We start from the raw sequence: 24,252 nt of genomic DNA, 5'->3' as shown, positions 1-24,252 counted from the left end.
CATGTTGGGTCGTGCCGACCACACGAACGCTAGTTATCGTGCTTAGTTTTTTTCTTCGGCTTGTTCAAAAAGTTGATTGATAATTTCCTGATATTCTGATGTGTCGAATTCGGATTCTGTAATAAAATCATTGAATGCTTTATTATTCATCCATTTTGGCTTTTCAAAAGGATAACCACCATGTAATCCTAATGCCATGTCAAACCTCAATTTACTTCCCATAGCTGTCATTTCATCAAATGTTGAATGAGATAGCCATAAATCCATTCGTCTTTTAGCTTCAATATAAATTTCAAGTATTCGGTCTTCAGATATTTTTGATGATGTTGTCATTTTTAGTTTTTATTTCGTTTCGTACCAATTTTTATAGGCTAAGTGCTTGTCAAATTCCTCATCATTCATTTTGAACAGAATCTTTGAATATTCCCTTGATTTCGAAATTCCCTTTTCGTTCAGAAAATCAGTAATCATAAAATACACAGAAGGATGTTCAATATCATCCATTTTCAATGTCGAATATCTTTTTCTTGATTTTGGGTATTGTTTCCAAAACCTTTTGTAATCACTATAAATTTGGTCTGTTACTTTCGAAATTATTTCACTTAGTAATTCAATCGGAACCTGATTGTCAGAAAGTCTAGCGTAATACTCTTTAATTTTAGAGTAAAAGTCCTTTTTAGGTTCAATTTTATTTTCAGTTTTCCAGAAAAGCATTTAAGTCAACTGTAATACAATATTTTCGTGTTCTTTTATTATTTCAATTATTCGGTCATAATATTTTAATTCCGATTTGCTTTTTTCACTGCGATGCCATTTTAAGATATATTCCTCGTCAACATCGTGAACTCCAAATCCGCCATACAAAACATCATTAAATGCGTTTAAATTCCGTCCAATTTTCCAATTCAGTCCGAAAGTCATTTTTGATTCTACCTCTCGATAAAATCCTTTCATATTTGAAAATTTATTTCCGTTTATCTCGATTATTCGCATTTTGGTAAATTAAGCACAACACTCATATAACCCCAACAAACAGCAACATCATTGTAGTTATATCGTTTATAGGTTTACGAATATAATAAAAATCCACTTACAAAAAATATTTTAAAATGTAAAGTAGGTATGACAGCAGTCTTAGTTTAGTTTCGTTCGCCCTTTGTTCAGACAAACCCCCATCCAAAAAATAGACCCCCGAACCGTAGCTGAACAAAACTCGAACAAAACGCTAGAGGACGCTACGAAAGGCAAGCGCCAAAGCACCGTAGAACCCGTACTTGGAACACTCACTCAGTTTCTGGGACTTCGAAAAGTAAATATCATAGGCATAGCACAGGCAAACAAGGTGATGCATATGTCCGCTGTTGCTTATAACGTTAAAAAGTATTTGAAGTTTACCAAAAACAACCAAAGAGCAGTGCTTTGTTAGGTTCCTATTGTTTATAAACCATTTTTCTCTGAACTTGTTTTTTAGGGAATTTTAACAGAAACCTTTCCGTTTAAAGTGTTTCCATCTCTTAAAATTGTATTACAAAAAATCAATGTTAATCTTTCACCATCATTGTTAACAAATAATTCAGTTTCAGGAGTAGAATAATATTCCATCAATGCTTGATTACTAGATTTTACAAGCTCTCTTTGTATGTTAGAAATGTCGAACTCATAATTTACACCAAAATATTGTCCTGTTTTTGGATATCCATTGTTCAATTCATTAAACCTGATTTCAAAAATATCTGGCCACGTCCCGAATCTAAATCCAACGTTTCCATCTGAACAGCAATTTGGATCGGTAATTTCTACATTTGCACTTTTCCATGTTCCAGCAAAACTATAATAATTATCTTTTTCAAAAGCACAGGGAATAGCAGAAGTAGTGAATGAAATCCAATTATCCTTTCCGTCAGAACCATTTATTGTATAGGCGGTATAATAATAGGTGGTATTTGGTTCTAAAGAGTCAATATCATGACTAAAAACATATGTTCCTGTATAGTAATCTACCTTGCCTTCAAGTTCGATTACTTGATCATTACTTGAATCATTTTCATCTCCAGCTCTAAATATAAAGCCCACTTTATAAGTATCGGCACTTAGAAAAGCTCTATTAGAAAGATCAATAAAACCATTTAGTCTTACCGAGTTTTCAGAAATATAAGTGGTATATGACGTTACATACGGAGCTTCATAAATTCCTTTTCCTGTTTCAGTTTCCGTTTCTTTTTCACTGCAAGAAGTCATTATACATACAATGGCTAGAAAAGCAAGTAGTTTATTCATTCTGTTTTTTTTAACTAACTTAAATGCTTAATTAAATAAAAGGGCATTTTTATTTAGAGCATTCAGCATTATATTTTTCAACAATTTGAATTAAGTCTTGGTAACCAATTTTACCTAAAGATTTTATAAAACTTATGACTTTTGGACAATCTGAAAAATATTCAATTAGAATTTCATTCCTTTTCTTATGTAAAAGTAAATCTGCTTTAATTCTGGTGCCAGCAAATTCTTGCGGCCTTTTTAAAAAATAGTCTACTGTAGATGTCTTCAGATCCCATACTGTAACTTCTTTATATAATTCACAATAACCTTCTAATATGATTTCGGTAAACTCCAAATTCTTTTTCTTTTTATTTTTATTAAGGGGTTTATGAGTAGTAACAAATGTTTTGTCAGATTTATGATTTAATATAACAACTTTTGAAACCTCATTTCCAGGAATTTCAGATGCTTTTTTAAAAGTCCCTTTTGAATATATAAAATTATTTTTCTTAAGGGAGAAGTATCCAATATCTGCAATGATTTTAGTACCGTCAGTTTTATAAATTGTATCATTTTTTTGACAATAAACACTCAAGGATGTGCAAATTATTAATAATAAAAATGTTTTTTTCATATCATTCTTTTGACTAAGTTATACAGCAATAATACTGAATTTTTTATTAAAATGATTAGCAAATACAATTAATATAATTTAAGCTATTTGTAGAAATAAATTATCCAATTCTATTTGACTTTATTTCTGGTGGTTACAACAAGATTGTGTTGATTAAGCCAAAAGCGTTATGTAGTTTGTTAAAGTGATTTGGTGTTCCAATGGATGAGGGTTCCTTTTTTGTTTTATAGCTATAGTAGTATTCTCCACTATAGTTGCATATTGAAAATCTTTATTCAATTCTATTCTTGGTCTTTTTATATAAACAGAAACAATACCGTTGAAAAAATCTGCCCACATAGTTTTCATAGTCAATTCGTCCAGAACATTGCTGTGATATTTGAATAAAATTTTCTCGTATTTTTTTCGGTTTCTGTCATTCCGAAATGTTGCACAACACTCGTATAACCACAACAAGCAGCAATTCAATTGTAGTTATATTCTTTATACATGCAATATATTACTTTTTAATAAGCTATTAAATAAAAACACACACCTTATTGTAAAATGTAGTTTCTTATATATGCTTACTTTTTCTTTAATATTGCGACGTAGTCACAGACTTTAAAGAGCTAGTCTCACGGGCTAAGAGCCGGTTTAGTCAACAGGGCGTACATGTTGGGGCGTACCGACCATGCAAACGCTAGTTATTGTACGCAGTTTTTTATTATCTCAGTTATAATTTTTCATTCAAATCTTGTCTTCCGATGATTGTCATTATTTCGACAATGTTTTCATTGATTTTATAATAAATACTATCAACTCCACATACGCATCGTCTATATCCTTTTTTAATATAGTCAACGGATTCAAAGGAAAAAGGTCGTTCGGCAATAATGTCAAAATATTCAAAAAAAGATTCGAAATATTTGTCCGCTTGGGTCATTCCAAATTTTTCAACTCCGTAATGGTGAATTCGAATCAAGTCATTTTTAGCTTCATTTGTCAGTTTGTATTTAGCCATTTAGCAAGGACTTTGATTGGGCTAGAATACTTTCTTTACTGTCATTAGTAAATCCGCTGTTTTCAGCTTTTTCCAGTTTAGCTCTAATCCAGTCAATTTGAACTTGTTGTTTTCGGGCTTGCCTGATTAAATCGTTAACTAACTCACTTTTACTTGAATATTCTTTATTGTCAACTTGGGCTTTTAACCACTCGTCGTTCGGCTTTGTAAAAGATATACTTTGTCTTGACATAATTTTATTATTTGATGTAAAAATACACCAAAATCGAATCAAGTGCAAATTTTATGATTAATTAAGTAAATTACAACAAAGTCAAAACGTTTAACCATTTTAAACAAAACATTATTAGAATTGTAACTCCAGTACTAACGAAAACTACACTTTTCCAATAATAAATTCTCGCTAGTTTCCACATCTTTTTACGATATTCCTTTTTTCTATAATCAGCAGTAAGCTTCCAAATAAGAAAAGCAATTATTAAAAAAAGTGATATTGTTATAGGGTATGACTGCAGTCTTGGTTTAGTTTCGTTCGCCGTTTGTTCAGGCAATCGTGAAAGGTGAATCGTGAAAGGGGATTCGGGAATAGCGTCCTGTCATCGTTTTAAAACATCTTTTAACCTCTCGGGTTCTGTTCTTGCTGAATCTTATAATTCTGAATTCTAAATCATCAATCGTTAATCGTTAATCAGAAATTCGTGAAAGGGGAATCGGGAATGGTTGTTGGTTGTTGGTTGTTGGTCAACTATAATCAGGGAGGTTCAAATCGTGAATCGTGAAAGGTGAATTCGTGAAAGGGGAATCGTCAATCGTCAATCATCAATCGTTAATCAGTCTCTTAGAGTAATTTTTTAATTTTATCAAAATCAATTTCTTCAAACTTTTTTATTACTAAATCGGCTTTACTATAGTCTTGGTTTTTTGAGTGGAAACTATCATAACCTATACAAAATATGCCAGCACCTTTAGCGGCTTCAATACCATTGGTAGAATCTTCAATGACAATACATTCATCAGCTTTAAAACCAGAAGCTTTAACAGCGTTAATGAAAATTTCGGGGTGCGGTTTCGATTGTTTTAAATCGGCGCCACTCAATTTTGCAATAAAATATTGATTTAAATCAAACCGATTAAAAATACGCTCAATACTCGGCATGGTGGCAGACGATCCTAAAACCAAGGTGGTACCATGATGGTGTAAATCTTTTATTAAATCCAAAACACCTTCAATTAAATCGAAATCAGTACTGTTATTAAAAACATAATCAAAATGCTTTCTTTTTAACGACACTAAGTATTCTGGGGTTTCTTTTAAATTAAAACATTCACAGACTTGTTTGCAAACGTTAATAGTCGATTTTCCCGTAAAAGTTTCATATAATGAGTCGGATACTTTAACATTCACATCCTTAAACATCCTGTGGTAAGCATAATGGTGTAGAGGTTCGCTTTCAATAATAACCCCGTCCATATCAAAAATAACGGCTTTTAGCATTTCAATTTTTTTTTTGCGAAGATAAAAGAATAGAAAACAATAGCCTAAAATCTGGTTCTTGGGTTTATAATAAAGGTCGAAGTTTAATTATAAAATAAAAATTAATTAAAAACTTATACATTTAGCAAGTTATTACATGTTAGAATGATAAATTGAAAAGTTTAAACGAGTTCTATGCATAAAACTATCTGATTTTTAGAAATTTAACTTAAATGGAGAGAATACAAGCAACATATTTTATTGAAACACCTTATAAGGTAGAACAAGCCGCGGCAGTACTTGCAGGTGAACAATCTAGTGGCACTTTTGTGTCAGTTCCCGGTGAAACAGACGAACTTAAAACACGTTTTGCAGCTCGGGTTGAAGCTATTGTAGTATTGGATGAGGTTTCCGTACCCAGTATGCCAGGCGAAATAATTGATAACAAAACCTATACACAGGCCAAGGTGACCGTATCTTGGTCGGTAGAAAATTTTGGATATAATATTCCAACATTGATATCCACACTTCAAGGCAATTTATATGAATTACGTCAGTTTACAGGGCTTAAATTAGACGATTTTGAGTTGCCAGAGTCTTATAAAAGCTATTTTAAAGGGCCTAATTATGGCATGAACGGCACTAAAAAACTAGCGAGTGTTGGACCAGAACGCCCCATGATTGGTACCATCATTAAACCAAGTGTAGGTTTAACCCCAGAATATACAGCCAATTTGGTTAAAACGTTGGCTGAAGCAGGTATTGATTTTGTTAAAGATGATGAGCTGCTAGCGTCTTCAGGAAACTCGCCTTTTGCAGTTAGAGTTGAACAGATTATGAAAGTGATTAATGATTATGCTGATAAAACAGGTAAAAAAATCATGTACGCCTTTAATATTACGGGCGATTTAGATACGATGAAAACCAATTACGAAACGGTTGTTAATGCGGGAGGTACTTGTGCGATGCTAAGTATTAACAGTGTTGGTTGGGCAGGAGTGAAGCAAGTCTGTGATTGGGGAGAGCTCTCCATTCATGGACATAGAAATGGTTGGGGCATGCTAAACAGGCACCCACTTTTAGGTATAAACTTCCCGGCATACAATAAAATTTGGCGATTGGCAGGTGTCGATCAAATGCATGTGAATGGGATAAAGAATAAGTTTTGGGAATCAGACGATGCCGTGGTACGTTCCATAAAATCGTGCCACACACCCTTTTTAAATAGTGAGTCCGTTATTCCTGTAGTATCTTCTGGGCAATGGGGCGGACAAGCTTTTGAAACTTATAAACGAACACATACAACCGATTTACTTTATATGGCCGGTGGTGGTATCATGGCACATCCATCGGGTCCTGCGGGAGGTGTACGGGCATTGCATCAAGCTTGGGATGCTGCCGTAAAAGGCATGACTTTAGAAGAAACAGCGAAGCAGTATAAAGAATTTGGGGAATCTGTGGTTAAATTTGGTTAAGCTTCATGGGAAAGACTAAAGATATTTTATTGGCCTTTTATGGTGATGACTTTACGGGGTCTACCGATGCCCTTGAGTTTTTAAGTAAAGCAGGTGCAAAAACCGTGCTTTTTCTTGAAAATCCAACCACAGAACTTTTGGAGCAATTCAAAGATTTGGATGCCATTGGTGTTGCGGGAATGACGCGTGCCATGATTCCTGATGACATGGCCAAGGTTTTAGACGAAGCCTTTCAATCTTTAAAAGAATTAAAGCCACGTCATGTACATTACAAAGTCTGTTCAACCTTCGATTCTTCACCTGAAATAGGAAATATAGGAACCGCCATTCAGTGTGGCGTAAATGCTTTTAAGAATGACTTCACGCCTATTTTAGTGGCAGCACCCAATTTAGGGCGTTATTCAGCATTCGGGCATTTATATGCACGTATGGGGATTGGCAGCCAAGGCGCTATTTACAGGTTGGATAGGCACCCGTCTATGAGTAAACATCCTATTACCCCGTCGCATGAAAGTGATTTAAGAGTTCATTTATCAAAGCAAATCAATCAGCCAATGGGGTTAATCGATTTGATGGATTTAAGTAAAGATGTTTCAGAAATAAAAGAAAAACTTTCGGATGACATAGAAGCAGGTAACCAGATCGTATTTTTTGATGCGATGTACGAAAACCAAATGCAAATTATAGGTGAAGTTATTGATGCTAAAGTTGATGAAAACACACCACTTTTTTCGGTTGGTTCGTCTGGTATAGAAAAAGCTTTGGGTGATTATTGGGCGAAAACAGGCACACTGAAACTACGCCATGATTGGAAACCATTAGAAGCATGTTACCCGATGTTGGTACTTTCGGGAAGTGTATCTCCAGTTACGGCATCTCAAATTAATTGGGCAGTTGCTAACGGATTTGAAGACATAGCAGTTTCAGTTGAAGCTTTGGAAAACGAAGCATTAGAAGCAAAGTTGATTAACGACTATCAGGAAAAAATAGCAACCTTCTTAAAGGCAGGTAAAAGCGTTATTCTACATACATCAAAAGGCCCTGAAGATTCTAGATTTCAAGAAACCAAATCATTTTTCAATAAACAAGGTTGGGACGAGCAAAAAATGCGTTCACAAACTGCTAAACGTTTCGGTAAAATTTTAGGGCAATCGGCAAGACGTGCTTTAGAGCAGATTCCAGTGAAGCGATTGGTTATTGCGGGTGGCGACACCTCAAGTTATGTCGCCAGGGAATTGGGCATTAAAGCTGTGGAAATGATAGCTCCGGTTTTTACGGGAGCACCTATGTGTCGGGCATTGGCACCAAATTCACCAGTAAACAATATAGAAGTTAATTTAAAAGGCGGACAAGTGGGCGATGAAACCTATTTCGGTGCTTTACAAAAAGGCAAAAAATCAATTTAAACATATATAAACATAGATCATGGCAAAAACATTAGCATTAATACATACATCGGCAACTTTAGTGCCTCTATTTCAAGATTTAATTGATAAACATTTAAAAGGGAAAGACATTAAAATATTTAATATCGTTGATGATAGTTTAATAAAAAACACCATCGAGCGTGGTAAAGTAACACCCGATACCTCGCGTAGGGTTGTAAACTATGTTGGGTCTGCGGAAGAAGCTGGTGCCGATTATATCATGGTTACCTGTTCATCCATTGGTGCTGCGGTAGAAAGTTCGGTACCATTAACAAAAGTACCTGTGTTGCGTGTCGATCAACCTATGGTAGATAAAGCAGTACAATTGGGTAGGCGAGTAGGTGTGATAGCAACGTTGCCAACAACTCTGGAACCTACAAGCGATTTGGTTAGAAGACGAGCCGTTATTTTAAATCAGGATGTAGAAATAACCTCAAAACTATGTGAAGGCGCTTTTGAAGCTTTAATGGGAGGCAAACCAGAGATACACGACCAAATGGTGGCTTCGGCTTTAAAGGAATTAACAGAAAAAGTAGATGTTATTTTATTGGCACAAGCATCCATGGCTAGGGTTGTGGGGCAACTCTCTGAAGCTGATAAAAAAGTACCGATTTTAGCTAGCCCAGAAATAGCTATGGAATATTTAGCCAACATTTTATAGCCTATGAAGCAGGTTGAAAAGTATGCGTTATGGTTGGGGCTTATTTCGGCAGTTGCTCTTTTATTAGCTATAATAATTGATTGGGAAAACTTTATAGCGCCACTATCTGTGATTTCAGCAATTGCTTTGTCTGTTGGTATGCGGACGGTAGCAGCTTTAAAAAGCTACCAGTACACCGCTTGGATTTTAGTCGCTATTGTTTGTGGCATGTTTTATCCATCCGCCTTTCTACAATGGGGCAGTTTCGATCTTCGTAACAAATGGCTCATACTTATTGTGGTCCAGGTCGTTATGTTTGGTATGGGCACGCAAATGAGCATCAGGGATTTTTATGGTATCAAAACCATGGGGAAAGGGGTTTTGGTTGGGATTCTTTGTCAATTTACCATCATGCCTATAGTAGGATATATGTTAACCCGTATATTTAATTTTGAACCTGAAATAGCAGCGGGCATCATCCTTATAGGTTCATGCTCCAGCGGGTTGGCTTCTAATGTTATGGTTTTTATAGCCAAGGCGAACCTAACGCTTTCGGTAACATTAACGGCTGTAGCGACCTTATTGGCACCTATTATGACGCCATTAATGATGAAACTTTTGGCAGGTACCTATGTTGAAATTGATTTTATAGACATGTGTATGCAAATTATAAAAATTGTGATTGTGCCTATTGGTGCAGCGTTACTTTATGATGTTTATTCACAAGATTTCAAAGGAGCCAGAAAACGTATTAATACAGCCTTTTTTGTAGCATTCGGTTGGTTGTTGGCTATGATTTTTGGACTTTGGAACTTTTTGGAGTCTCTTTCATCTGAAAGTACGATGCAAATCGTAGAACTAATCAATTTCATTTTTGGGGCCGTTATTGTGGGTAAGCTCTATTACCATTTGGTTACTTTCAAACCTACAATCCATAACTTTATGCCCATACTTTCTATGTTTGGTATTGTGTATTTTACAACGGTGACCACCGCAGCAAGTAGAGATAATATACTTACCATAGGCATTTTTATACTATTAGCATCTATTATACACAATGCATTAGGCTATACTTTTGGATATTGGATTAGTAGAGCCTTAGGGTTAGATAAAGATTCATGCAGAACCGTCGCTTTAGAGGTTGGCTTGCAGAATGGCGGTATGGCATCAGGATTAGCTGGTTCTATGGGAAAACTGGCAACGGTTGGTTTGGCGGCAGCGGTTTTCAGCCCTTGGATGAATATTTCAGGCTCATTATTGGCAAATTATTGGAGGAAGAAAGAAGAAGAAATAGTTTCTAAAGAGGATACGGCATAATTTTTTTGGCGTTACCCTATCGGATCGACATATGAATATCAATTTATTCTCATTTAGTCTATATGTATTCAGTGTTCAGTGTTCAGTTCAGTCGCAGTTGGTCTCAGTCGCAGTTTTCAGTTGCAGTGGAATTTAATCCAAATACAGATTTTGAAATAGCAGGTTTCTTTTTGAGCCATAACAACTCTGCAACTCTGCAGCTTTGAAACTCTGCAGCTTTGAAACTTTGAAACTTTGAAACTTTGTAGCTCTGCAACTTTGCAACTTTGAATCTTCAATCAGGGACTAATGATTTAAAATATTAACTTGTGAATATAAATATGTTACTATATTAGACACATCAAAAACCAATTTCAATGATGACAAAAGGACGATTAGAAGCATTTACCGATGGCGTTTTAGCAATCATTATAACCATTATGGTATTAGAATTAAAAGTACCCCATGGTGGAACTTTTGAAGATTTAAAACCCTTGCTACCTGTCTTTGGAAGCTATATTCTTAGTTTTATTTACATCGCCATTTATTGGAATAACCACCACCACATGATGCAAACCGTTAAGCATGTAACGGGCAAAATTTTATGGGCAAACATGCATTTGTTATTCTGGTTATCATTAATTCCATTTGTATCAGGTTGGATGGGAGAAAACCATTTTACAACAGCAGGGGTGTTTTTGTATGGCGTCGTTTTATTGGGTGCAGCAATCGCTTATTTTGTATTACAATTTTTAATTATCAAAAGTCATGGCAAAGATTCTATTCTATCTAAAGCCTTAGGAAAAGATTTAAAAGGGAAAGCATCTCCAATACTTTATATTACAGGTATTATTTCGGCATTTTTTAATGTTTGGATCAGTGGTTTTATGTTTGTTTTTGTAGCTATTATGTGGTTAATACCAGATAAGCGTATTGAAAACAAGCTTAAAGAGGAACGTTTTAAAAACGGTTTATAGTTTTTTTCTCAAATCGGTTTTAATAAAAATACCCACTTGTAATCTGTGTAAATTTAGTCCGTTTATCTTATGGTTTAAATACCCCAATTGTATGTTATTGGTTTTGGATATATTTAGACCCACGGCAGCGTAAAGTCTATTTTCTCTAGCTGTGTCTTTTTTTAGATTGGCAAAAAATTCGTTATTAACATTTAAAAAATAATCTTCTGTCAAGGCTATTTTTGAACCTAAGCAATAGCGCAGTCGGTGTTTCGTATCCAATTTGTGCGCAAAATTCAAAAAACGGTGCGCTATTCTTAATCTATGGGAAATAGGTAATTTATTAAGTTTGTGTTTATAGCTTAATTGTTCGTAAATTCTATTTTCATAGAGGTGAGGAAAACCAATATCCGTAAAAGTTCTGTCAATATCCAAATACCCATAAGTTAGGGTGAAAGTAGTGTTTTTGCTTATTTTGTAATTTATTCCTGTGTAAACAAACAAGAGGTTTATATTGTTAAAAACTTCGTAGGATCTTAGTTGTACACCTGTTTTAATGCCAATTTTGTTAGATACTGCGTGGGTTGCATCAAGCATATACCAAGCGCCTAAGGAGCTTTCAGGGGTTTTTTGTGCTTGGCATAAGGGCATAGCAAGAGCAAGAGCTATAAAAGCTGTGATCGTTTTCATTTTTTAAAAATTTGAATTTTAATAAGATAAAAGGAGCTCAGTTTGAGCTCCTTTTACGGCTAGTAAGTACCTGTTAAATGTGTTCTTCTAAATGATGGTGTTCATCAATTAGTGGTCCACCTTCTATAATTTGTTGAGATGCTTGATGTGCAAATTTCTCGAAGTTTAAGTGGAATGAATGGGCTAGTTGAATCGCTTTTCCAATGTATGCGCCTTTTTGTAACCAAGTATTCATAGGATCTAACATTTCTGTTGGAACTCCAGGGCAATATTTAGGCATAAATAAGCCAAAGATGGGATTTTGCTCGTAATCTACATGATCGAGTTCACCATTAAGTATGGCAGTAATCATAGTTCTGGTATATTTTAATTTGATACGGGAACCTACACCATAAGGGCCTGCGCTCCAACCTGTATTAATCAACCATACATTAACACCTGCTTCTTGCATTTTTTTACTTAACATTTCGCCATAAACCGCAGGGTGCAAAGGCATAAAAGGTTCTCCAAAGCAAGCAGAGAACGATGGAACAGGTTCGGTAATACCAGCTTCTGTACCAGCTACTTTTGCGGTATAGCCAGAAATAAAATGGTAGGCAGCTTGACCAGGGGTTAGTTTAGAAACTGGAGGCAATACACCAAAGGCATCACATGTGAGGAAAAATATGTTTTTTGGGTTATTGGCATACAAGGTTTCCTGTATGTTGTCTATATGGTAAATAGGGTAGCTTACACGCGTGTTTTGGGTAATGCTACTATTCATATAATCGACTTCACCGTTATCTTTAAGCACCACGTTCTCAAGTAGTGCTCCAGGTCTAATGGCCCTGAAAATATCTGGTTCTTTTTCTTCGGTTAAATCAATGACTTTAGCATAGCAACCACCTTCAAAGTTAAAAATGGTGTTATCGGCAGTCCATCCATGTTCGTCATCACCAATTAGCTTTCTTTCGGGATCGGCAGATAGGGTTGTTTTTCCTGTACCCGATAAACCAAAGAAAATAGCTGTATCGCCTTTTTTGCCCACGTTTGCAGAGCAGTGCATGGGGAGTACGTTTTTTTCAACAGGTAAAATTAAATTTAATGCAGAAAAAATACCTTTTTTCATTTCGCCGGTATAGGCAGATCCTCCTACTAAAGCAATTTTATCGGTAAAGTTTATAATAGAGAAATTGCCTTGGCGGATACCAAAACCGGCTGGGTCTGGGCAAACATAGCCTGGTGCGCAAAGTACCAACCAATCTTCTTTAAAGTTTTCTAGCTCTTTTTTGCTAGGTCTTAAAAACATATTATATACAAATAAGTTAGACCAAGGAAGCTCCGTAATGGTTCTTATATTTGTTCTAAATTCTGGCTCGGCGCATACATAACCATCTCTGGCATAAAGTTCTTTTCCTGAAAGGTATTTAATCACTTCATTTTTTAGTTTTTTAAAGTTTTCTGGTGATACAGGTTTATTTGTTTTACCCCACCAAACTTTTTCGTTCGTGTAATCGTCTTTTACAATAAAGCGGTCTTGGGGAGAACGTCCTGTAAATTTACCTGTATTAATAGCTAAAGTACCGTTTGCAGTTTCTTTGCCCATGTTTTTTTCAACTGTAATTTGTTGAAGTTCTTCGGGTTGTAAATTCCAATGTACGGTTACGTTTTTTAAACCATAGCTTTCCAAGCTTTTTTGTGGTTTAAGTGTTGTTGCATCATTCATTTTTTTAATTTTAAAGTTCTTATTAATATTTTATTTTAAAAAGGCCAAATAATTGGCACTAGTATCAGTGTTATGACAAAAAGTAGCAGTAGTAAAGGGGTTCCAACTTTTAAGTAATCTAAAAACTTATAGCCTCCTGCAGTCATTACCATAGCATTGGTTGGCGTTCCAATAGGTGTTAAGAATGCTGTTGAAGCGCTTATGGCCACCACCATCATGAACGGCTCGGGCGCTAAGTTTAATGAGCTTGCTGCTAGCATGGCTATAGGAGCCATAAGTACGGCGGTCGCTGAGTTACTTATAACTTGACTAAATAAAGTTGTTAGTAAAAAGACCCCTGCTAATAATACTATGGGGTGTATCGCACCTAAATTATCCACTAGGCCAGTAGCTACAAGTTGTGCAGTGCCTGTTTTTTGCAACGCAATACCCATCGGCAACATGGCAGCAATTAAAACCACGCTGGTCCAACTAATGCCTTTATAAGCTTTGGAAATCGGTACACAGCCAGTGAGTAAAACAATGCCAGCTGAAATTAAAGCAGCAATAGAGCCAGGAACTATATCGAATACCATAAGCGCAATCATTATTAGTAATGAAGCTAAAGCGATGTAAGATTTAAAATTTAGGTTTTCAATATTTTTAGCCATGCCTTCGGGGCTTCCTATTATTACCAAATTTTCATGTTGCTTTTTTAGTTCATCAATGTGTTCCCAAGTACCTCTAATTAAAAAAGCATCTCCAGCTTTTACTACAATCTCTTTATCTTGTAATGGTTTGTTGTTTCTTGAGGCAGCTAATAATTGAATACCAAATCGTTTAAAATAATCCCCTAGTTTGTATTTTCTTCCAACTAAAATAGAATTAGGGTTTACAATTACTTCGGTCATACCAACCTCTTGGTTTATAAGGTTGTGTTTAAGCTCATCCATAATGGGTTCTAGAGGCAGAAGTCCTAATCTGAAAGTAATCATTATTTTGTTTATGGCTTCAGTTTCCCCTTTAACAGTAATGATGTCGTGGTAATATAATTCGGTCTGCGGACTTGGAAATTCTTCAAACGTATGAATGCCTTTTAACACCTTTGGATGCCTTCTTTTTATTCTAATGATGGAAACATTGTAATTTTTTTCAAATAGCCAATCTTCCAATTTTGTATTTATAAGTGGCGATAGTGATCTTATACGTAATCTATAATAATCGTTATCTACTTTATACGCTTCAATCCAATTGTGTAGGGTAGATTCAATATTTACGGGTCGATTATTTGTTTTGTTCTTCGGAAGTAATTTGTATCCTAAATATTTGAAATATAGCAAAGTGGCTATTAAAAGAGGCAGTCCAATTAGAGCAAATTCAAAAAATGAAAATCCTTTGTATCCTGCATCTATTAGCACATTGCTTGCAATGATATTTGGAGGCGAACCTGTTAGTGTTAGTAAGCCTCCCGTATTTGATCCAAATGCTAAGGGCATGAGCATCTTTGATGGTAGTGTACCAATACTCCAAGCCGATGAAATTGTTAAAGGCGTTAGGGTAGCAACCGTTCCTGTGTTGCTTACTAAGCCAGAAAGTAAACCAGCGCCTAATGTTATCATAAACAATAATTTAGGGATGCTTTTGCCGGCCCATTCAACAAATTTTTTGCCAGCTATGGCAGTCCAGCCTGTTTGCGCTATGCCTTCTCCTACAATAAATAGTGCTGCAATCAATATCACAGTTGGATTGCTGAATCCGCTTAAAGTTTCAGTAATATTTAAAATTCCAGTTAAGAATAGACTTAACATCGAAATAAGTGCAACAACATCTGGCGTGAATTTTCCCCAAATAAAAAGTAGTATTGTTATTGCTAAAATGGTGAGCATTAAAGGTACCATATCTAATAATTGTTTATTAAGTTTACAATTTATTAAGCAACCGTAAATGTTTGTAATCCAAGGTTGTTTCAGTAGTTTACAGGATAAAATTAGGCTGTATTATGTTTAAAAAGCATGACATAAGTCAGGCTTTAATAAAGTATAGCATATTTAAATTATTGGTATATTTAAGCTATAATTGATGTGTAATAAGTAAGCGAAAACGTATTCGTAATTAAGAATTTTAGGTATTGTGTTGTTTTTATTTAGAATTATACTTTTAACATTTTATAAACTTTAAGAAAAAGGACTAAATAATTAAATAAACAGCGTTAATTTTGTTATAAAATATTTAAAAAAGATGAAGTTAGACATACTTGCTATAGGAGCACATCCAGATGATGTCGAATTAGGTTGTGGCGCCACCATAGCAAAAGAAATAGCAAACGGTAAAAAAGTAGGTATCATAGATTTAACACAAGGCGAATTAGGAACGCGTGGCACTGCTGAAACAAGATTTGAAGAAGCCGAAAATGCATCTAAAGTATTAGGCGTATCGATGCGTCTTAATTTGAAATTTGCCGACGGTTTTTTTGACAATGATAAAACACATCAATTAGTTCTTATTAATAAAATACGTGAGTACCAACCAGAAATAGTTATTTGTAATGCTATTGATGATAGGCACATTGACCATAGTAAAGGGAGTAAATTGGTAAGTGATGCCTGTTTTTTAAGCGGACTTGTGAAAATTGAAACAAAAACTGAAACTGGCGAATTGCAAAATGCCTGGAGACCCAAGCATGTGTACCATTATATACAGTGGAAAAATTTAGAACCCGATTTTGTTGTTGATGTTTCTGAGTTTATGGAAACCAAGATGAAAGCGGTATTGGCATATAAAACACAATTTTATGATGCCAACAGTAAAGAACCAGAAACGCCTATTTCCAGTAAAAATTTTACCGATAGTATTTTATACCGCGCCAGGGATTTGGGGCGTTTAGTGGGTGTAGAGTACGCCGAAGGTTTTAATGTTGAGCGTTTTGTTGCTGTAGATAGTTTATTCAATTTGAAATAGTTATCAATAAACAGTTTTTTATTTATAAAATTAGTTTAAAATTTTCAAAAAAGTCTTTGTAGAAAAGCTTGAAATCAGTTACATTTGCACTCGCATTAATAATGCATGCTACATGGTGGTTGTAGCTCAGTTGGTTAGAGCATTGGTTTGTGGTACCAAGGGTCGCCGGTTCGAGCCCGGTCTTCCACCCAAAAAGCAAAAGCCTTTCAAGAAATTGAAAGGCTTTTTTTGTGCTCAAAAGGCACATTCAGAAGTAAGAGTACTTTTGAGTAAAACTAACATAAAAAATGACCGATTTTGATTTTCAAAATCGGTCATTTTTGTTATTTGGAGTTTTTTAAGGATAATTTTATAGAAAAGAATGCGTTTTTGTTTCCAACAGGACACAAGTATCCCATCGAAGTTAGCTTTCGTTTTTTTAAGCAGCTAAGTTTTTAAATCGAGAGCTGTAAATTCTTCTTCCAATTTCAAGAGCATTGGCTGTATGGATTCCGAAGAAAATCCAGAGAATCTCGCTCTTTTGGGTTTTGGCCTTGATCTTTTTCAGGTTGTAATGTTCTTTTTCTTTACCAAAGCTTCCTTCAAGACGTGTGGAACGTTCTTTTTTGATTTCTCTGGCCAAAATTTTACGCTGTTCTTCGTTTTTACCAGCCTTTCCTTTTCTGATAAAATCGGTCTGGATTTTGCGACTTGAGGTAAATGTTCGGTTTTTATTGGTAGCATAAATAGCATCTGCCCCCAGTATTTTTATTTTAGTCTTGGTCAGGTTTTGGGCGCAAGATACACTGCTCTGCAAACGGGTCCCTTCATTGAAGGCACGGTACTGGATATGCTCAATAAAATTGATTCCGTCTATTTGAACTTTGTTCACTTTTGCTCCAAATTCTACCTGTTTGGTTTCTTTGCCCCGCACAATTGGACGAATGTAACTTTTGCTGATGCTTACGATTCTATCGGGAACACTTTTTCCTGTTTTAAATATTTGTGCCTGTTGCCGGTAAACTTTGGCAATAATGGATCGTTGTCGCTTGTATTTAGCGGTGGATTCAAATGGATATTGATTTTCTATCTGACCCAGTGCACCGTTAAGTTTGTACAGTAATTTCAGTAACCCTCGGGTTACTTTTGTGCGGTATTTGGATTGTTTCTTTCGTTTTTTCGAATACTCGTTATAGCGTCTGCACCAATCCAGATATTTGGTCCTGGGCAATTTGATTTTCAAAGTGCGGCATAAGGATTCCATTTGTCTGTAGTTCCACTGAACGCATTCCCAAAGCAATTTCTGATTGGTTGGAAAACGCACTTCGCTCTCGTAACAGGTCGCATCGGTAAACATTTTGTCCAGGTCCTTCATATAAGGAATCCAGTTCTTGGCAAGTACTTCTTGGGATCTTCTAATATTTAAACCCTTGGAAAGCTCCATCCTGATTTGGCTCACGATCTTAAAGTTGGTCAGCGGTTTATCGATGGGAATTAGAATATCGCAAAAAAACTGCATGAAAATATTTCCATTCAAAAGCTCGATCAGTTTCTTGTCCGAGCATCCATAATAGTTTTTGAGCATCATCAGGGCAATTTTCCCTTTGGGACTAAAATAGCAATGGGTTCCTTTTTTAGAATCTTTCAATTTGAAAGATTGACCAAGCTCGGAAAAAGGCGTGGAAAGGTAAATTTTGCCCAAATCGGTTTTTAGAAATTGGGCATAAAATCCATCAAAATCTTTATTGATGGCGAAAATTGGAATTTCGTATTGAAATTCGCTTAAACGTATTATTTTTGGCATCACACTTTAAAAGAAAACCCCGTTTTTGGCCCGTTTGGAGCAATTTCGGGGTTTGTTCCTTCTAATATAATACCTATTTTATTGAAAAACAATAGTTTATATTATTATGAATATGCCTCAAAAATTTAGTTTTTAGTCTGCCTTAATCCGCTTATCCCTATTAGCCAATTCCCAAGCGGTATGGAAAATCAAGCGTGCGCGGGTTTCTAATAAATCATATTGAATTTTATCAGGGGTATCGGTTGGTTTATGGTAATCGGCGTGGATGCCATTAAAATAAAAAATAACAGGAATATCATTTTTTGCGAAATTATAATGATCGGAGCGGTAATAAAAACGGTTTGGGTCGTTATCATCATTATAGGTATAATCAAATTCCATATTAAAGTATGCCTTATTAACAGCTTCAGAAACATCGTGTAACTCTTGGCTTAATTTATCAGAACCTATTAAATATAAATAATTGCGCTGGTTTTCGTGTTTAGGATCGACACGTCCAATCATATCTATGTTTAAGTTAGCTACCGTATTTTTTAAAGGAAAAATAGGATCTACATCGGTATAATAGCGTGAGCCATAAAGCCCTATTTCTTCTCCTGTTACGTGCAAGAAGAGTACGCTACGTTTAGGACCATGACCTTTATCTGCAGCCTCTTTAAAAGCTTTGGCAATTTCTAAAATGGCAACAGTACCAGAGCCATCATCATCGGCGCCATTATTTATACTTCCGTTTCTTGAAATACCAATATGGTCTAAATGCGCCGAGATTATAACAACTTCATCTGGTTTTTCTGAGCCTTTTATATAAGCTAATACATTTTCAGAAGCTTTTGCATTATTAGAAAAGAATGTTTCAGGAATTTCTTGAAAATAATCACCATCTGCAATTGGTGAAGGTATTCCTAAATCAACATAGTGGTTTTTAATAAATTCAACAGCTTTTTTTTGACCTGGTTCACCTGTTTTTCTGCCTTCAAATTCGTCGGAAGCATAGATGTAAAGTGCCTCTTTTAAATTATTTTCAGTAATGGTTTTTGCATAATCTGTGGCTTTGTCAGCATTGTTTGCAGTGTTTTTATTTTGACAGGTACTACAGCTTACTATTAGTAAAGTGATGCAAGAAAGCAAGATTGTTCTTTTCATTTGTTGAGGCGTTAATTTTATACTATAATACAAAAATGAATTATAGAAAGCAATTTTTAAGATTAATTTAGGAATTGGTTATTGGCATCTATCTGAAGACGTTTCGATTGATTGGCTATTTGCCATGCCGTTGCAAAAATGAGTTTAGTTCGTTTTTCTAACAAATCGTATGCTATTTTATCGGGTGTATCGGATGGTTGATGGTAATCGCTGTGTTCGCCATTAAAATAGAATATTACAGGAATGTCTTTGCATGCAAAATTGTAGTGGTCTGATCTGGTATAATATTGATTTTTGTCTCTTTCGGCATTATACCTATAATCTAAATCTATATTAAAAAAGGCGTTATTGACTTTTTCAGAAAGGTAATGCAGCTCTTTGCTTAACCTATCTGAGCCAATAAGGTAGATGTAATTTTCATTGTTTTTATGAATATCATCAACTCTACCAATCATGTCAATATTAAGATCGGTAACAGTGTTTTCTAAAGGAAACACAGGATTAAGAACATAGTATTCAGAACCTCGTTTTCCAATTTCTTCGGCAGTGAGATGCAAAAAAAGAATGCTTCGCTTAGGTCCATGCCCTTCTTCTTTTGCAATGTTAAAAGCCTGTGCTATTTCCATGATAGCTACGGTACCCGATCCGTCATCGTCGGCACCACAGTTTACCTGTCCGTCATTGGTAACCCCAAGATGGTCTAAATGCGCAGAAATTATAATCACTTCGTCTGGTTTTTCAGAACCTTTTATATAGGCAAGAACATTTTCGGAAGCTTTAATACCATTTGAAAAAAAGTCTTCAGGTATAGATTGGTAGTAATTGTTAACTCCTAAAGGCGATTTAATGCCTTCTTTTTGATAATACGTTTTAATGAATTCTGCCGCCTTTTTTTGCCCAATTTCGCCCACACGCCTGCCTTCAAAATCTTTCGAAGAAAACGCATATAAATGAGTGCTTAATTCCTTGGATGTTATTGTATTAGCATAATTAATAACTAAAGTGCTGTCTTCTAGTTTTATACTGTCTTTAATACTTTGTATTCTTGCAGTATATTTTGGTGTGGCACAAGTGCCAACTAACGTAAATGCAGAGAGTATGAAAAAGGTTTTCATATATAAATTATGCTGTTTAGTTATCTTATAACTTACAGTAAAACCATTCTCTGGGGCAGGAAAACGTTTAGAATGTTAGTTTCATTTATTAAATTGTTTTACAAAGATACGATAAAAGAAGAAATTACTTACTGCTCTATATCTAAATCTGTTGTATTATTTTCAACATCCTCAAATTCAGATGTTTCAATGTCTAAATTTTCCAATTCTTCAATGGCTTCTTCTTCAAATTGTGCTTCTTTTTCGTTTAGAATTTCGGTGTTTGCCACTTCTGTTTTAATAAAAAATGCTTTATAGGTGGTTATTGCTAAAGCACATGTGGTTAGTAAAAAAGTAAATTGAATAATCTTTTTAACCTCACCAGCTCTTTTTGATAAATAAAAAGCAATACCACCAAAAACCAACGCCGAAGCAGCAGGAAAAACTGCTAAATTTGAAATTGGCAGTACAGAAAAAATAATAGCTAAAATAGAAGCTATGATGGCTAAAATTGTAAATACTTTTTTCATCTGTTATAAATTTAGTTTTTTAAACCTGAAACCGATTTAATTTTTAATTCGCCATTGCCTACAGGTATTTTAAATTTACCATAAACAATTATCTTGTTTTCATCGGCAGTTAACCATAAAAAATTATTGTTTTTTCCTTGTAAAACATGAGTTTCGCTAGAACCAACAGCCAATTTGTAACATGCTTTTTTACCAATAGCTGTAGAGATGGTTTCTTTGCCTAAATAGGTTATAATGCCTTTAATTTCTTCATTATCAAATAATATGGTGAACGATTTTTTTGTGCCTACAGGCATGCTCTTGTAATCGAAAGTTCTCATATAATATAAAGTAGACACAATATCTTTTGTTCCAGAATTAATTTTGATGCTACTGTTTTTAATGGAATTATTCTTTCTTTTCATTACAGATTTCACTGTATGGGCGCTATTGTTAAAAGTGTATTTCATGTTTTTGAAATAGTTACCTTCATTCACGTCTCTATTATATAAGTACGGCGTTAAGCTATGGGGGTTTACATAACTTTCGTATAAATCTCTAATTTTAAAGAAATTGTCCCATTTGCTATAGGTTGCTGCTGTACATTTTAGTCTTAAGAGTGTAGCTTTTGATGTTTTAACTTGGGTAGTTTCCATTATTACTTGGGCAATATCTGTTAAAACGCCAGACATATTGTACGAAGCCGTATAGGTAAGTTTTTCGCCAGCTGCTATAGCTTTGTTTTGAGCAAAAAGTGGAGCGGTTAAGCTTAAAAATAAAACAAAATGAATGAGTGTTCGAGTCATATAATTAAATTAATTTATAATGGAGCAATTAGCATTTATTGTGCCGAAAATACAATGCTTTAAGATATTATACTAATTTTTTTTTGTATTAAATATTTGAGCCCTGCTAACTGACATTTGTCATAGTTTTTTTTGTGAACTCCCTGTATATTTATTGTTTATCAATTTCATTATTAAAGTATTGCATTATGCTAGCTTTTTAAAATTGAATAAACGAAACACCTTAACTAATTAGAAAATAATAGTGAGTATGTCATCTTAAATACCAATGAATATACACATGAAACACCCATGGGAATTGCATTCACACCACGAGGATGATTATTCAGCGTGTTTCATCTAACTAAATTAAAAACAATAAATATTAACAGATGAAACACCATGAGAACAGTTGTTCATACATGGGGATGATTGTTAAAGGTGTTCCATCTGACAATTGAAAAACAATAAATATTAACAGATGAAAGCTATATTGTTACCAACCGACTTTTCTAAAAACTCAATAAACGCTATAAATTACGCTATGGAACTCTATAAGAATGTGCCATGTGTTTTTTATATTCTTAATGTGCAAAAAACATCTTCCTTCATTTCAGATGATATTATGGTTGCCAATGCTTCGGCAACAATTTATAATACCATTGTAGATGCAGCAAAAAAATCAATCACCAATATTATAGCAAAAATAGAAGCCCGATATAATAACGAAAAGCATCAGTTTAAAACGATTGTAGATTATGACAATTTTGTAGATTCTATCAACCAGGTTTCAAAAAAATATAAAATAGATTTAATAATTATGGGAACCAAAGGAGCATCGGGTTTAAAAAAAGTGCTTTTTGGAAGCAATACGGTTCATGTCATTAAACGAAGCAATGTCGCCGTTTTGGCAATACCAGATAATTGTAAATTTTCGGGTTTAGAAAAAATAGCATTCACAACTAGTTTTAAAAAACTATATAAAAAGGATGATTTTAATTTGTTGTCAAGTATGGTGTCTTTAAACTACAGTAAACTGTATGTTTTACATGTGATTTGTGATGACGCTTATTCTGATGAACTTAATAGCGGTATTGATTTTTTTAAATCGAATTTTAGATACCCCATTTTTAAATATTTACAGGTAAATGATAATGACGTATATAAGGCAGTACATGAATTTGCGGTAACAAATGCTATTAAAATGATTGCGATGACCGTAAATAAATACTCTTTTTTTGAACGTTTATTTAATAAGCATGCTTTCGAAAATATGGCATATAATATTGATATCCCTTTTTTGGTAATGAAAAACAGTCAAAATTAATTATTAGAAACAGATGATACCCCATGAGAATGGTAGTCAAACACATAAGGGGATTATTCAGTGTGTTCCATCTGACCAAATTAAAACAATAAATACTTACATATGAAATATTTAATAATTGGATTGCTTGTTTTCAGTATGATTGGTTGTAAGGATAATAGATATACAATCAACATGAATACTGCGGATTTTTATGGGAAAAAAGCAGATCCGCATCCTGGAAAAAAACTTATGGAAATGTATTGTTATGCTTGTCATGATGCAAAAACGCCGGAAGAAAACCGACTTGGACCACCCATGATAGCTATTAAAATGCGCTATATTTTTAAAGACACTTCTAAGGATGAATTTATAAACGATATCCAAAACTGGATTAAAAACCCTAGCGAAAAAGATGCTAAAATGTTTGGAGCTGTCAAACGTTTTGGTGTGATGCAAAAATTGCCATACCCGGAAAATGATGTTGAACAAATAGCCGATTATATTTTTGATAATGACATTGAAGAACCAGAATGGTTTCAAGAACATATGAATCAAAATATGGGTAAGGGAATGAAAGGTATGCGATAAATCCACTCTAAATTATGTAACATTTTTTTTGTTTCTTCGTCATATAAATATCAATCAAAAAAATAACCATCATGAGAGAAGATAATCAACTTTTAGTAATTACCCATTTAAGCCAGTTGGTTACGTTAGTAACAGGTTTTGGTAGTTTGTTAATACCGTTAATAATTTGGCTTACCCAAAAAGACAAAGTGTATCAAATGGATGCGCACGGTAAAAACATAGTAAATTTTCAGTTAAGTTTAATAGTGTATTTTATAATATGTATCCCATTGATTTTACTACTTGGTTTAGGTATTTTAGGTTTTATTGTATTGGGCATTATTTCTATTATATTTCCTATAATAAATGCCATAAAGACTAGTAATGGCGAAATACCAAAATACCCTTTATCTTTTACTTTTATTAATTAATAAATTCCTGTAATGGGGTAGGTTTAAAGATAAATTTAAAAGACCATCAAATAATTAGGCACATTCAGAAGTAAGAGTACTTTTGAGTAAAACTAACATAAAAAATGACCGATTTTGATTTTCAAAATCGGTCAT

Annotated in this window: 26 protein-coding genes and 1 tRNA gene; 11 read left to right on the top strand and 16 right to left on the bottom strand. The window is 34.4% G+C overall.

Going from position 1 to position 24,252, the window contains the following annotated elements:
- Positions 1–42: 42 nt before the first annotated feature.
- The 3 genes from CJ739_RS19175 to CJ739_RS19165 are packed head-to-tail and all read right to left on the bottom strand — an operon-like array spanning position 43 to position 993.
- Positions 43–333 (bottom strand): hypothetical protein, encoded by a 291-nt coding sequence (locus tag CJ739_RS19175; RefSeq protein WP_117178266.1) that lies wholly within the window; start codon positions 331–333, stop codon positions 43–45.
- 9 nt (positions 334–342) lie between these two features.
- Positions 343–714, bottom strand: a complete 372-nt coding sequence (locus tag CJ739_RS19170) for a hypothetical protein (protein ID WP_117178264.1) — start codon at positions 712–714, stop codon at positions 343–345.
- Positions 715–993: a barstar family protein gene (locus CJ739_RS19165; protein ID WP_117178261.1), complete on the bottom strand. Its 279-nt coding sequence runs from the start codon at positions 991–993 to the stop codon at positions 715–717.
- Between the two features lie 163 nt (positions 994–1,156).
- On the opposite strand from CJ739_RS19165, the gene CJ739_RS19160 reads away from it, so the two are divergent.
- Positions 1,157–1,426, top strand: a complete 270-nt coding sequence (locus tag CJ739_RS19160; protein WP_236951561.1) for a transposase — start codon at positions 1,157–1,159, stop codon at positions 1,424–1,426.
- Between the two features lie 41 nt (positions 1,427–1,467).
- Here the strand turns inward: CJ739_RS19160 and CJ739_RS19155 are convergent, their stop codons facing one another.
- The 5 genes from CJ739_RS19155 to CJ739_RS19125 all read right to left on the bottom strand — a co-directional run bounded on the left by CJ739_RS19155 (position 1,468) and on the right by CJ739_RS19125 (position 5,391).
- A complete protein-coding gene (locus CJ739_RS19155; protein WP_117178259.1) occupies positions 1,468–2,277 on the bottom strand; it encodes a hypothetical protein in 810 nt (269 codons plus the stop codon).
- A gap of 49 nt (positions 2,278–2,326) precedes the next feature.
- Positions 2,327–2,893: a hypothetical protein gene (locus CJ739_RS19150; RefSeq protein ID WP_162880271.1), complete on the bottom strand. Its 567-nt coding sequence runs from the start codon at positions 2,891–2,893 to the stop codon at positions 2,327–2,329.
- Positions 2,894–3,608: 715 nt separating this feature from the next.
- A complete protein-coding gene (locus CJ739_RS19140) occupies positions 3,609–3,896 on the bottom strand; it encodes a type II toxin-antitoxin system RelE/ParE family toxin (RefSeq protein ID WP_117178253.1) in 288 nt (95 codons plus the stop codon).
- The gene (locus CJ739_RS19135) at positions 3,889–4,128 is read right to left on the bottom strand and encodes a ribbon-helix-helix domain-containing protein (RefSeq protein WP_117178251.1); all 240 of its coding nucleotides are present in this window, start codon (positions 4,126–4,128) and stop codon (positions 3,889–3,891) included. The genes CJ739_RS19140 and CJ739_RS19135 overlap by 8 nt, the downstream gene beginning before the upstream one ends.
- A gap of 606 nt (positions 4,129–4,734) precedes the next feature.
- Positions 4,735–5,391: an HAD family hydrolase gene (locus tag CJ739_RS19125; RefSeq protein ID WP_117178246.1), complete on the bottom strand. Its 657-nt coding sequence runs from the start codon at positions 5,389–5,391 to the stop codon at positions 4,735–4,737.
- Positions 5,392–5,603: 212 nt separating this feature from the next.
- Between CJ739_RS19125 and CJ739_RS19120 the strand changes: the two genes are divergently transcribed.
- The 5 genes from CJ739_RS19120 (at position 5,604) to CJ739_RS19100 (ending at position 11,185) form a co-directional block, all read left to right on the top strand.
- A complete protein-coding gene (locus CJ739_RS19120) occupies positions 5,604–6,845 on the top strand; it encodes a ribulose-bisphosphate carboxylase large subunit family protein (protein ID WP_117178244.1) in 1,242 nt (413 codons plus the stop codon).
- Between the two features lie 5 nt (positions 6,846–6,850).
- Positions 6,851–8,251 (top strand): four-carbon acid sugar kinase family protein, encoded by a 1,401-nt coding sequence (locus CJ739_RS19115; RefSeq protein ID WP_117178242.1) that lies wholly within the window; start codon positions 6,851–6,853, stop codon positions 8,249–8,251.
- A 19-nt stretch (positions 8,252–8,270) separates the two neighbouring features.
- A complete protein-coding gene (locus CJ739_RS19110) occupies positions 8,271–8,933 on the top strand; it encodes an aspartate/glutamate racemase family protein (protein ID WP_236951560.1) in 663 nt (220 codons plus the stop codon).
- 3 nt (positions 8,934–8,936) lie between these two features.
- A complete protein-coding gene (locus CJ739_RS19105) occupies positions 8,937–10,229 on the top strand; it encodes a bile acid:sodium symporter family protein (protein ID WP_117178238.1) in 1,293 nt (430 codons plus the stop codon).
- A gap of 356 nt (positions 10,230–10,585) precedes the next feature.
- On the top strand, positions 10,586–11,185 hold the full coding sequence (locus CJ739_RS19100; RefSeq protein ID WP_335645413.1) for a TMEM175 family protein: 600 nt from the start codon (positions 10,586–10,588) through the stop codon (positions 11,183–11,185).
- On the opposite strand, the gene CJ739_RS19095 is transcribed toward CJ739_RS19100, so the two are convergent.
- The 3 genes from CJ739_RS19095 to CJ739_RS19085 form a co-directional block, all read right to left on the bottom strand.
- Positions 11,180–11,854 (bottom strand): DUF2490 domain-containing protein, encoded by a 675-nt coding sequence (locus CJ739_RS19095; RefSeq protein WP_117178234.1) that lies wholly within the window; start codon positions 11,852–11,854, stop codon positions 11,180–11,182. The two genes, CJ739_RS19100 and CJ739_RS19095, sit on opposite strands and share 6 nt — an antisense overlap.
- Positions 11,855–11,927: 73 nt before the next feature.
- The gene (gene pckA / locus CJ739_RS19090; RefSeq protein WP_117178232.1) at positions 11,928–13,559 is read right to left on the bottom strand and encodes a phosphoenolpyruvate carboxykinase (ATP); all 1,632 of its coding nucleotides are present in this window, start codon (positions 13,557–13,559) and stop codon (positions 11,928–11,930) included.
- A 35-nt stretch (positions 13,560–13,594) separates the two neighbouring features.
- On the bottom strand, positions 13,595–15,436 hold the full coding sequence (locus CJ739_RS19085; RefSeq protein WP_236951559.1) for an SLC13 family permease: 1,842 nt from the start codon (positions 15,434–15,436) through the stop codon (positions 13,595–13,597).
- 340 nt (positions 15,437–15,776) lie between these two features.
- Between CJ739_RS19085 and bshB1 the strand changes: the two genes are divergently transcribed.
- Entirely contained in the window at positions 15,777–16,496 is a 720-nt protein-coding gene (bshB1, locus tag CJ739_RS19080) for a bacillithiol biosynthesis deacetylase BshB1 (RefSeq protein ID WP_117178230.1), read from the top strand.
- A 114-nt stretch (positions 16,497–16,610) separates the two neighbouring features.
- Positions 16,611–16,686 (top strand) — tRNA-His (locus CJ739_RS19075).
- A gap of 228 nt (positions 16,687–16,914) precedes the next feature.
- Here CJ739_RS19075 and CJ739_RS20680 read toward each other — a convergent pair.
- The 5 genes from CJ739_RS20680 to CJ739_RS19050 all read right to left on the bottom strand — a co-directional run bounded on the left by CJ739_RS20680 (position 16,915) and on the right by CJ739_RS19050 (position 21,831).
- Complete coding sequence (locus CJ739_RS20680; protein ID WP_117172267.1) at positions 16,915–18,279, bottom strand: transposase; 1,365 nt, start codon at positions 18,277–18,279, stop codon at positions 16,915–16,917.
- Between the two features lie 132 nt (positions 18,280–18,411).
- Positions 18,412–19,422, bottom strand: coding sequence for a M28 family metallopeptidase (locus CJ739_RS19065; protein ID WP_117178228.1), 1,011 nt, complete (start codon positions 19,420–19,422; stop codon positions 18,412–18,414).
- A 62-nt stretch (positions 19,423–19,484) separates the two neighbouring features.
- Complete coding sequence (locus CJ739_RS19060) at positions 19,485–20,537, bottom strand: M28 family peptidase (RefSeq protein WP_117178226.1); 1,053 nt, start codon at positions 20,535–20,537, stop codon at positions 19,485–19,487.
- 128 nt (positions 20,538–20,665) lie between these two features.
- Positions 20,666–21,046 (bottom strand): FUSC family protein, encoded by a 381-nt coding sequence (locus tag CJ739_RS19055; RefSeq protein WP_117178224.1) that lies wholly within the window; start codon positions 21,044–21,046, stop codon positions 20,666–20,668.
- Between the two features lie 11 nt (positions 21,047–21,057).
- Positions 21,058–21,831, bottom strand: a complete 774-nt coding sequence (locus tag CJ739_RS19050) for a DUF3108 domain-containing protein (RefSeq protein WP_117178222.1) — start codon at positions 21,829–21,831, stop codon at positions 21,058–21,060.
- A gap of 460 nt (positions 21,832–22,291) precedes the next feature.
- On the opposite strand from CJ739_RS19050, the gene CJ739_RS19045 reads away from it, so the two are divergent.
- The 3 genes from CJ739_RS19045 (at position 22,292) to CJ739_RS19035 (ending at position 24,117) form a co-directional block, all read left to right on the top strand.
- On the top strand, positions 22,292–23,137 hold the full coding sequence (locus tag CJ739_RS19045; protein ID WP_117178220.1) for a universal stress protein: 846 nt from the start codon (positions 22,292–22,294) through the stop codon (positions 23,135–23,137).
- 102 nt (positions 23,138–23,239) lie between these two features.
- On the top strand, positions 23,240–23,707 hold the full coding sequence (locus CJ739_RS19040; RefSeq protein ID WP_162880270.1) for a cytochrome c family protein: 468 nt from the start codon (positions 23,240–23,242) through the stop codon (positions 23,705–23,707).
- 71 nt (positions 23,708–23,778) lie between these two features.
- Positions 23,779–24,117 (top strand): DUF4870 domain-containing protein, encoded by a 339-nt coding sequence (locus tag CJ739_RS19035; protein WP_117178216.1) that lies wholly within the window; start codon positions 23,779–23,781, stop codon positions 24,115–24,117.
- Positions 24,118–24,252 lie beyond the last annotated feature (135 nt).

The organism is Mariniflexile sp. TRM1-10 (assembly GCF_003425985.1).
Classification (GTDB): Bacteria; Bacteroidota; Bacteroidia; order Flavobacteriales; family Flavobacteriaceae; genus Mariniflexile.
Note: the sequence above shows the minus strand (reverse complement) of the source record. Positions and strands in the feature narration are given on the sequence as shown.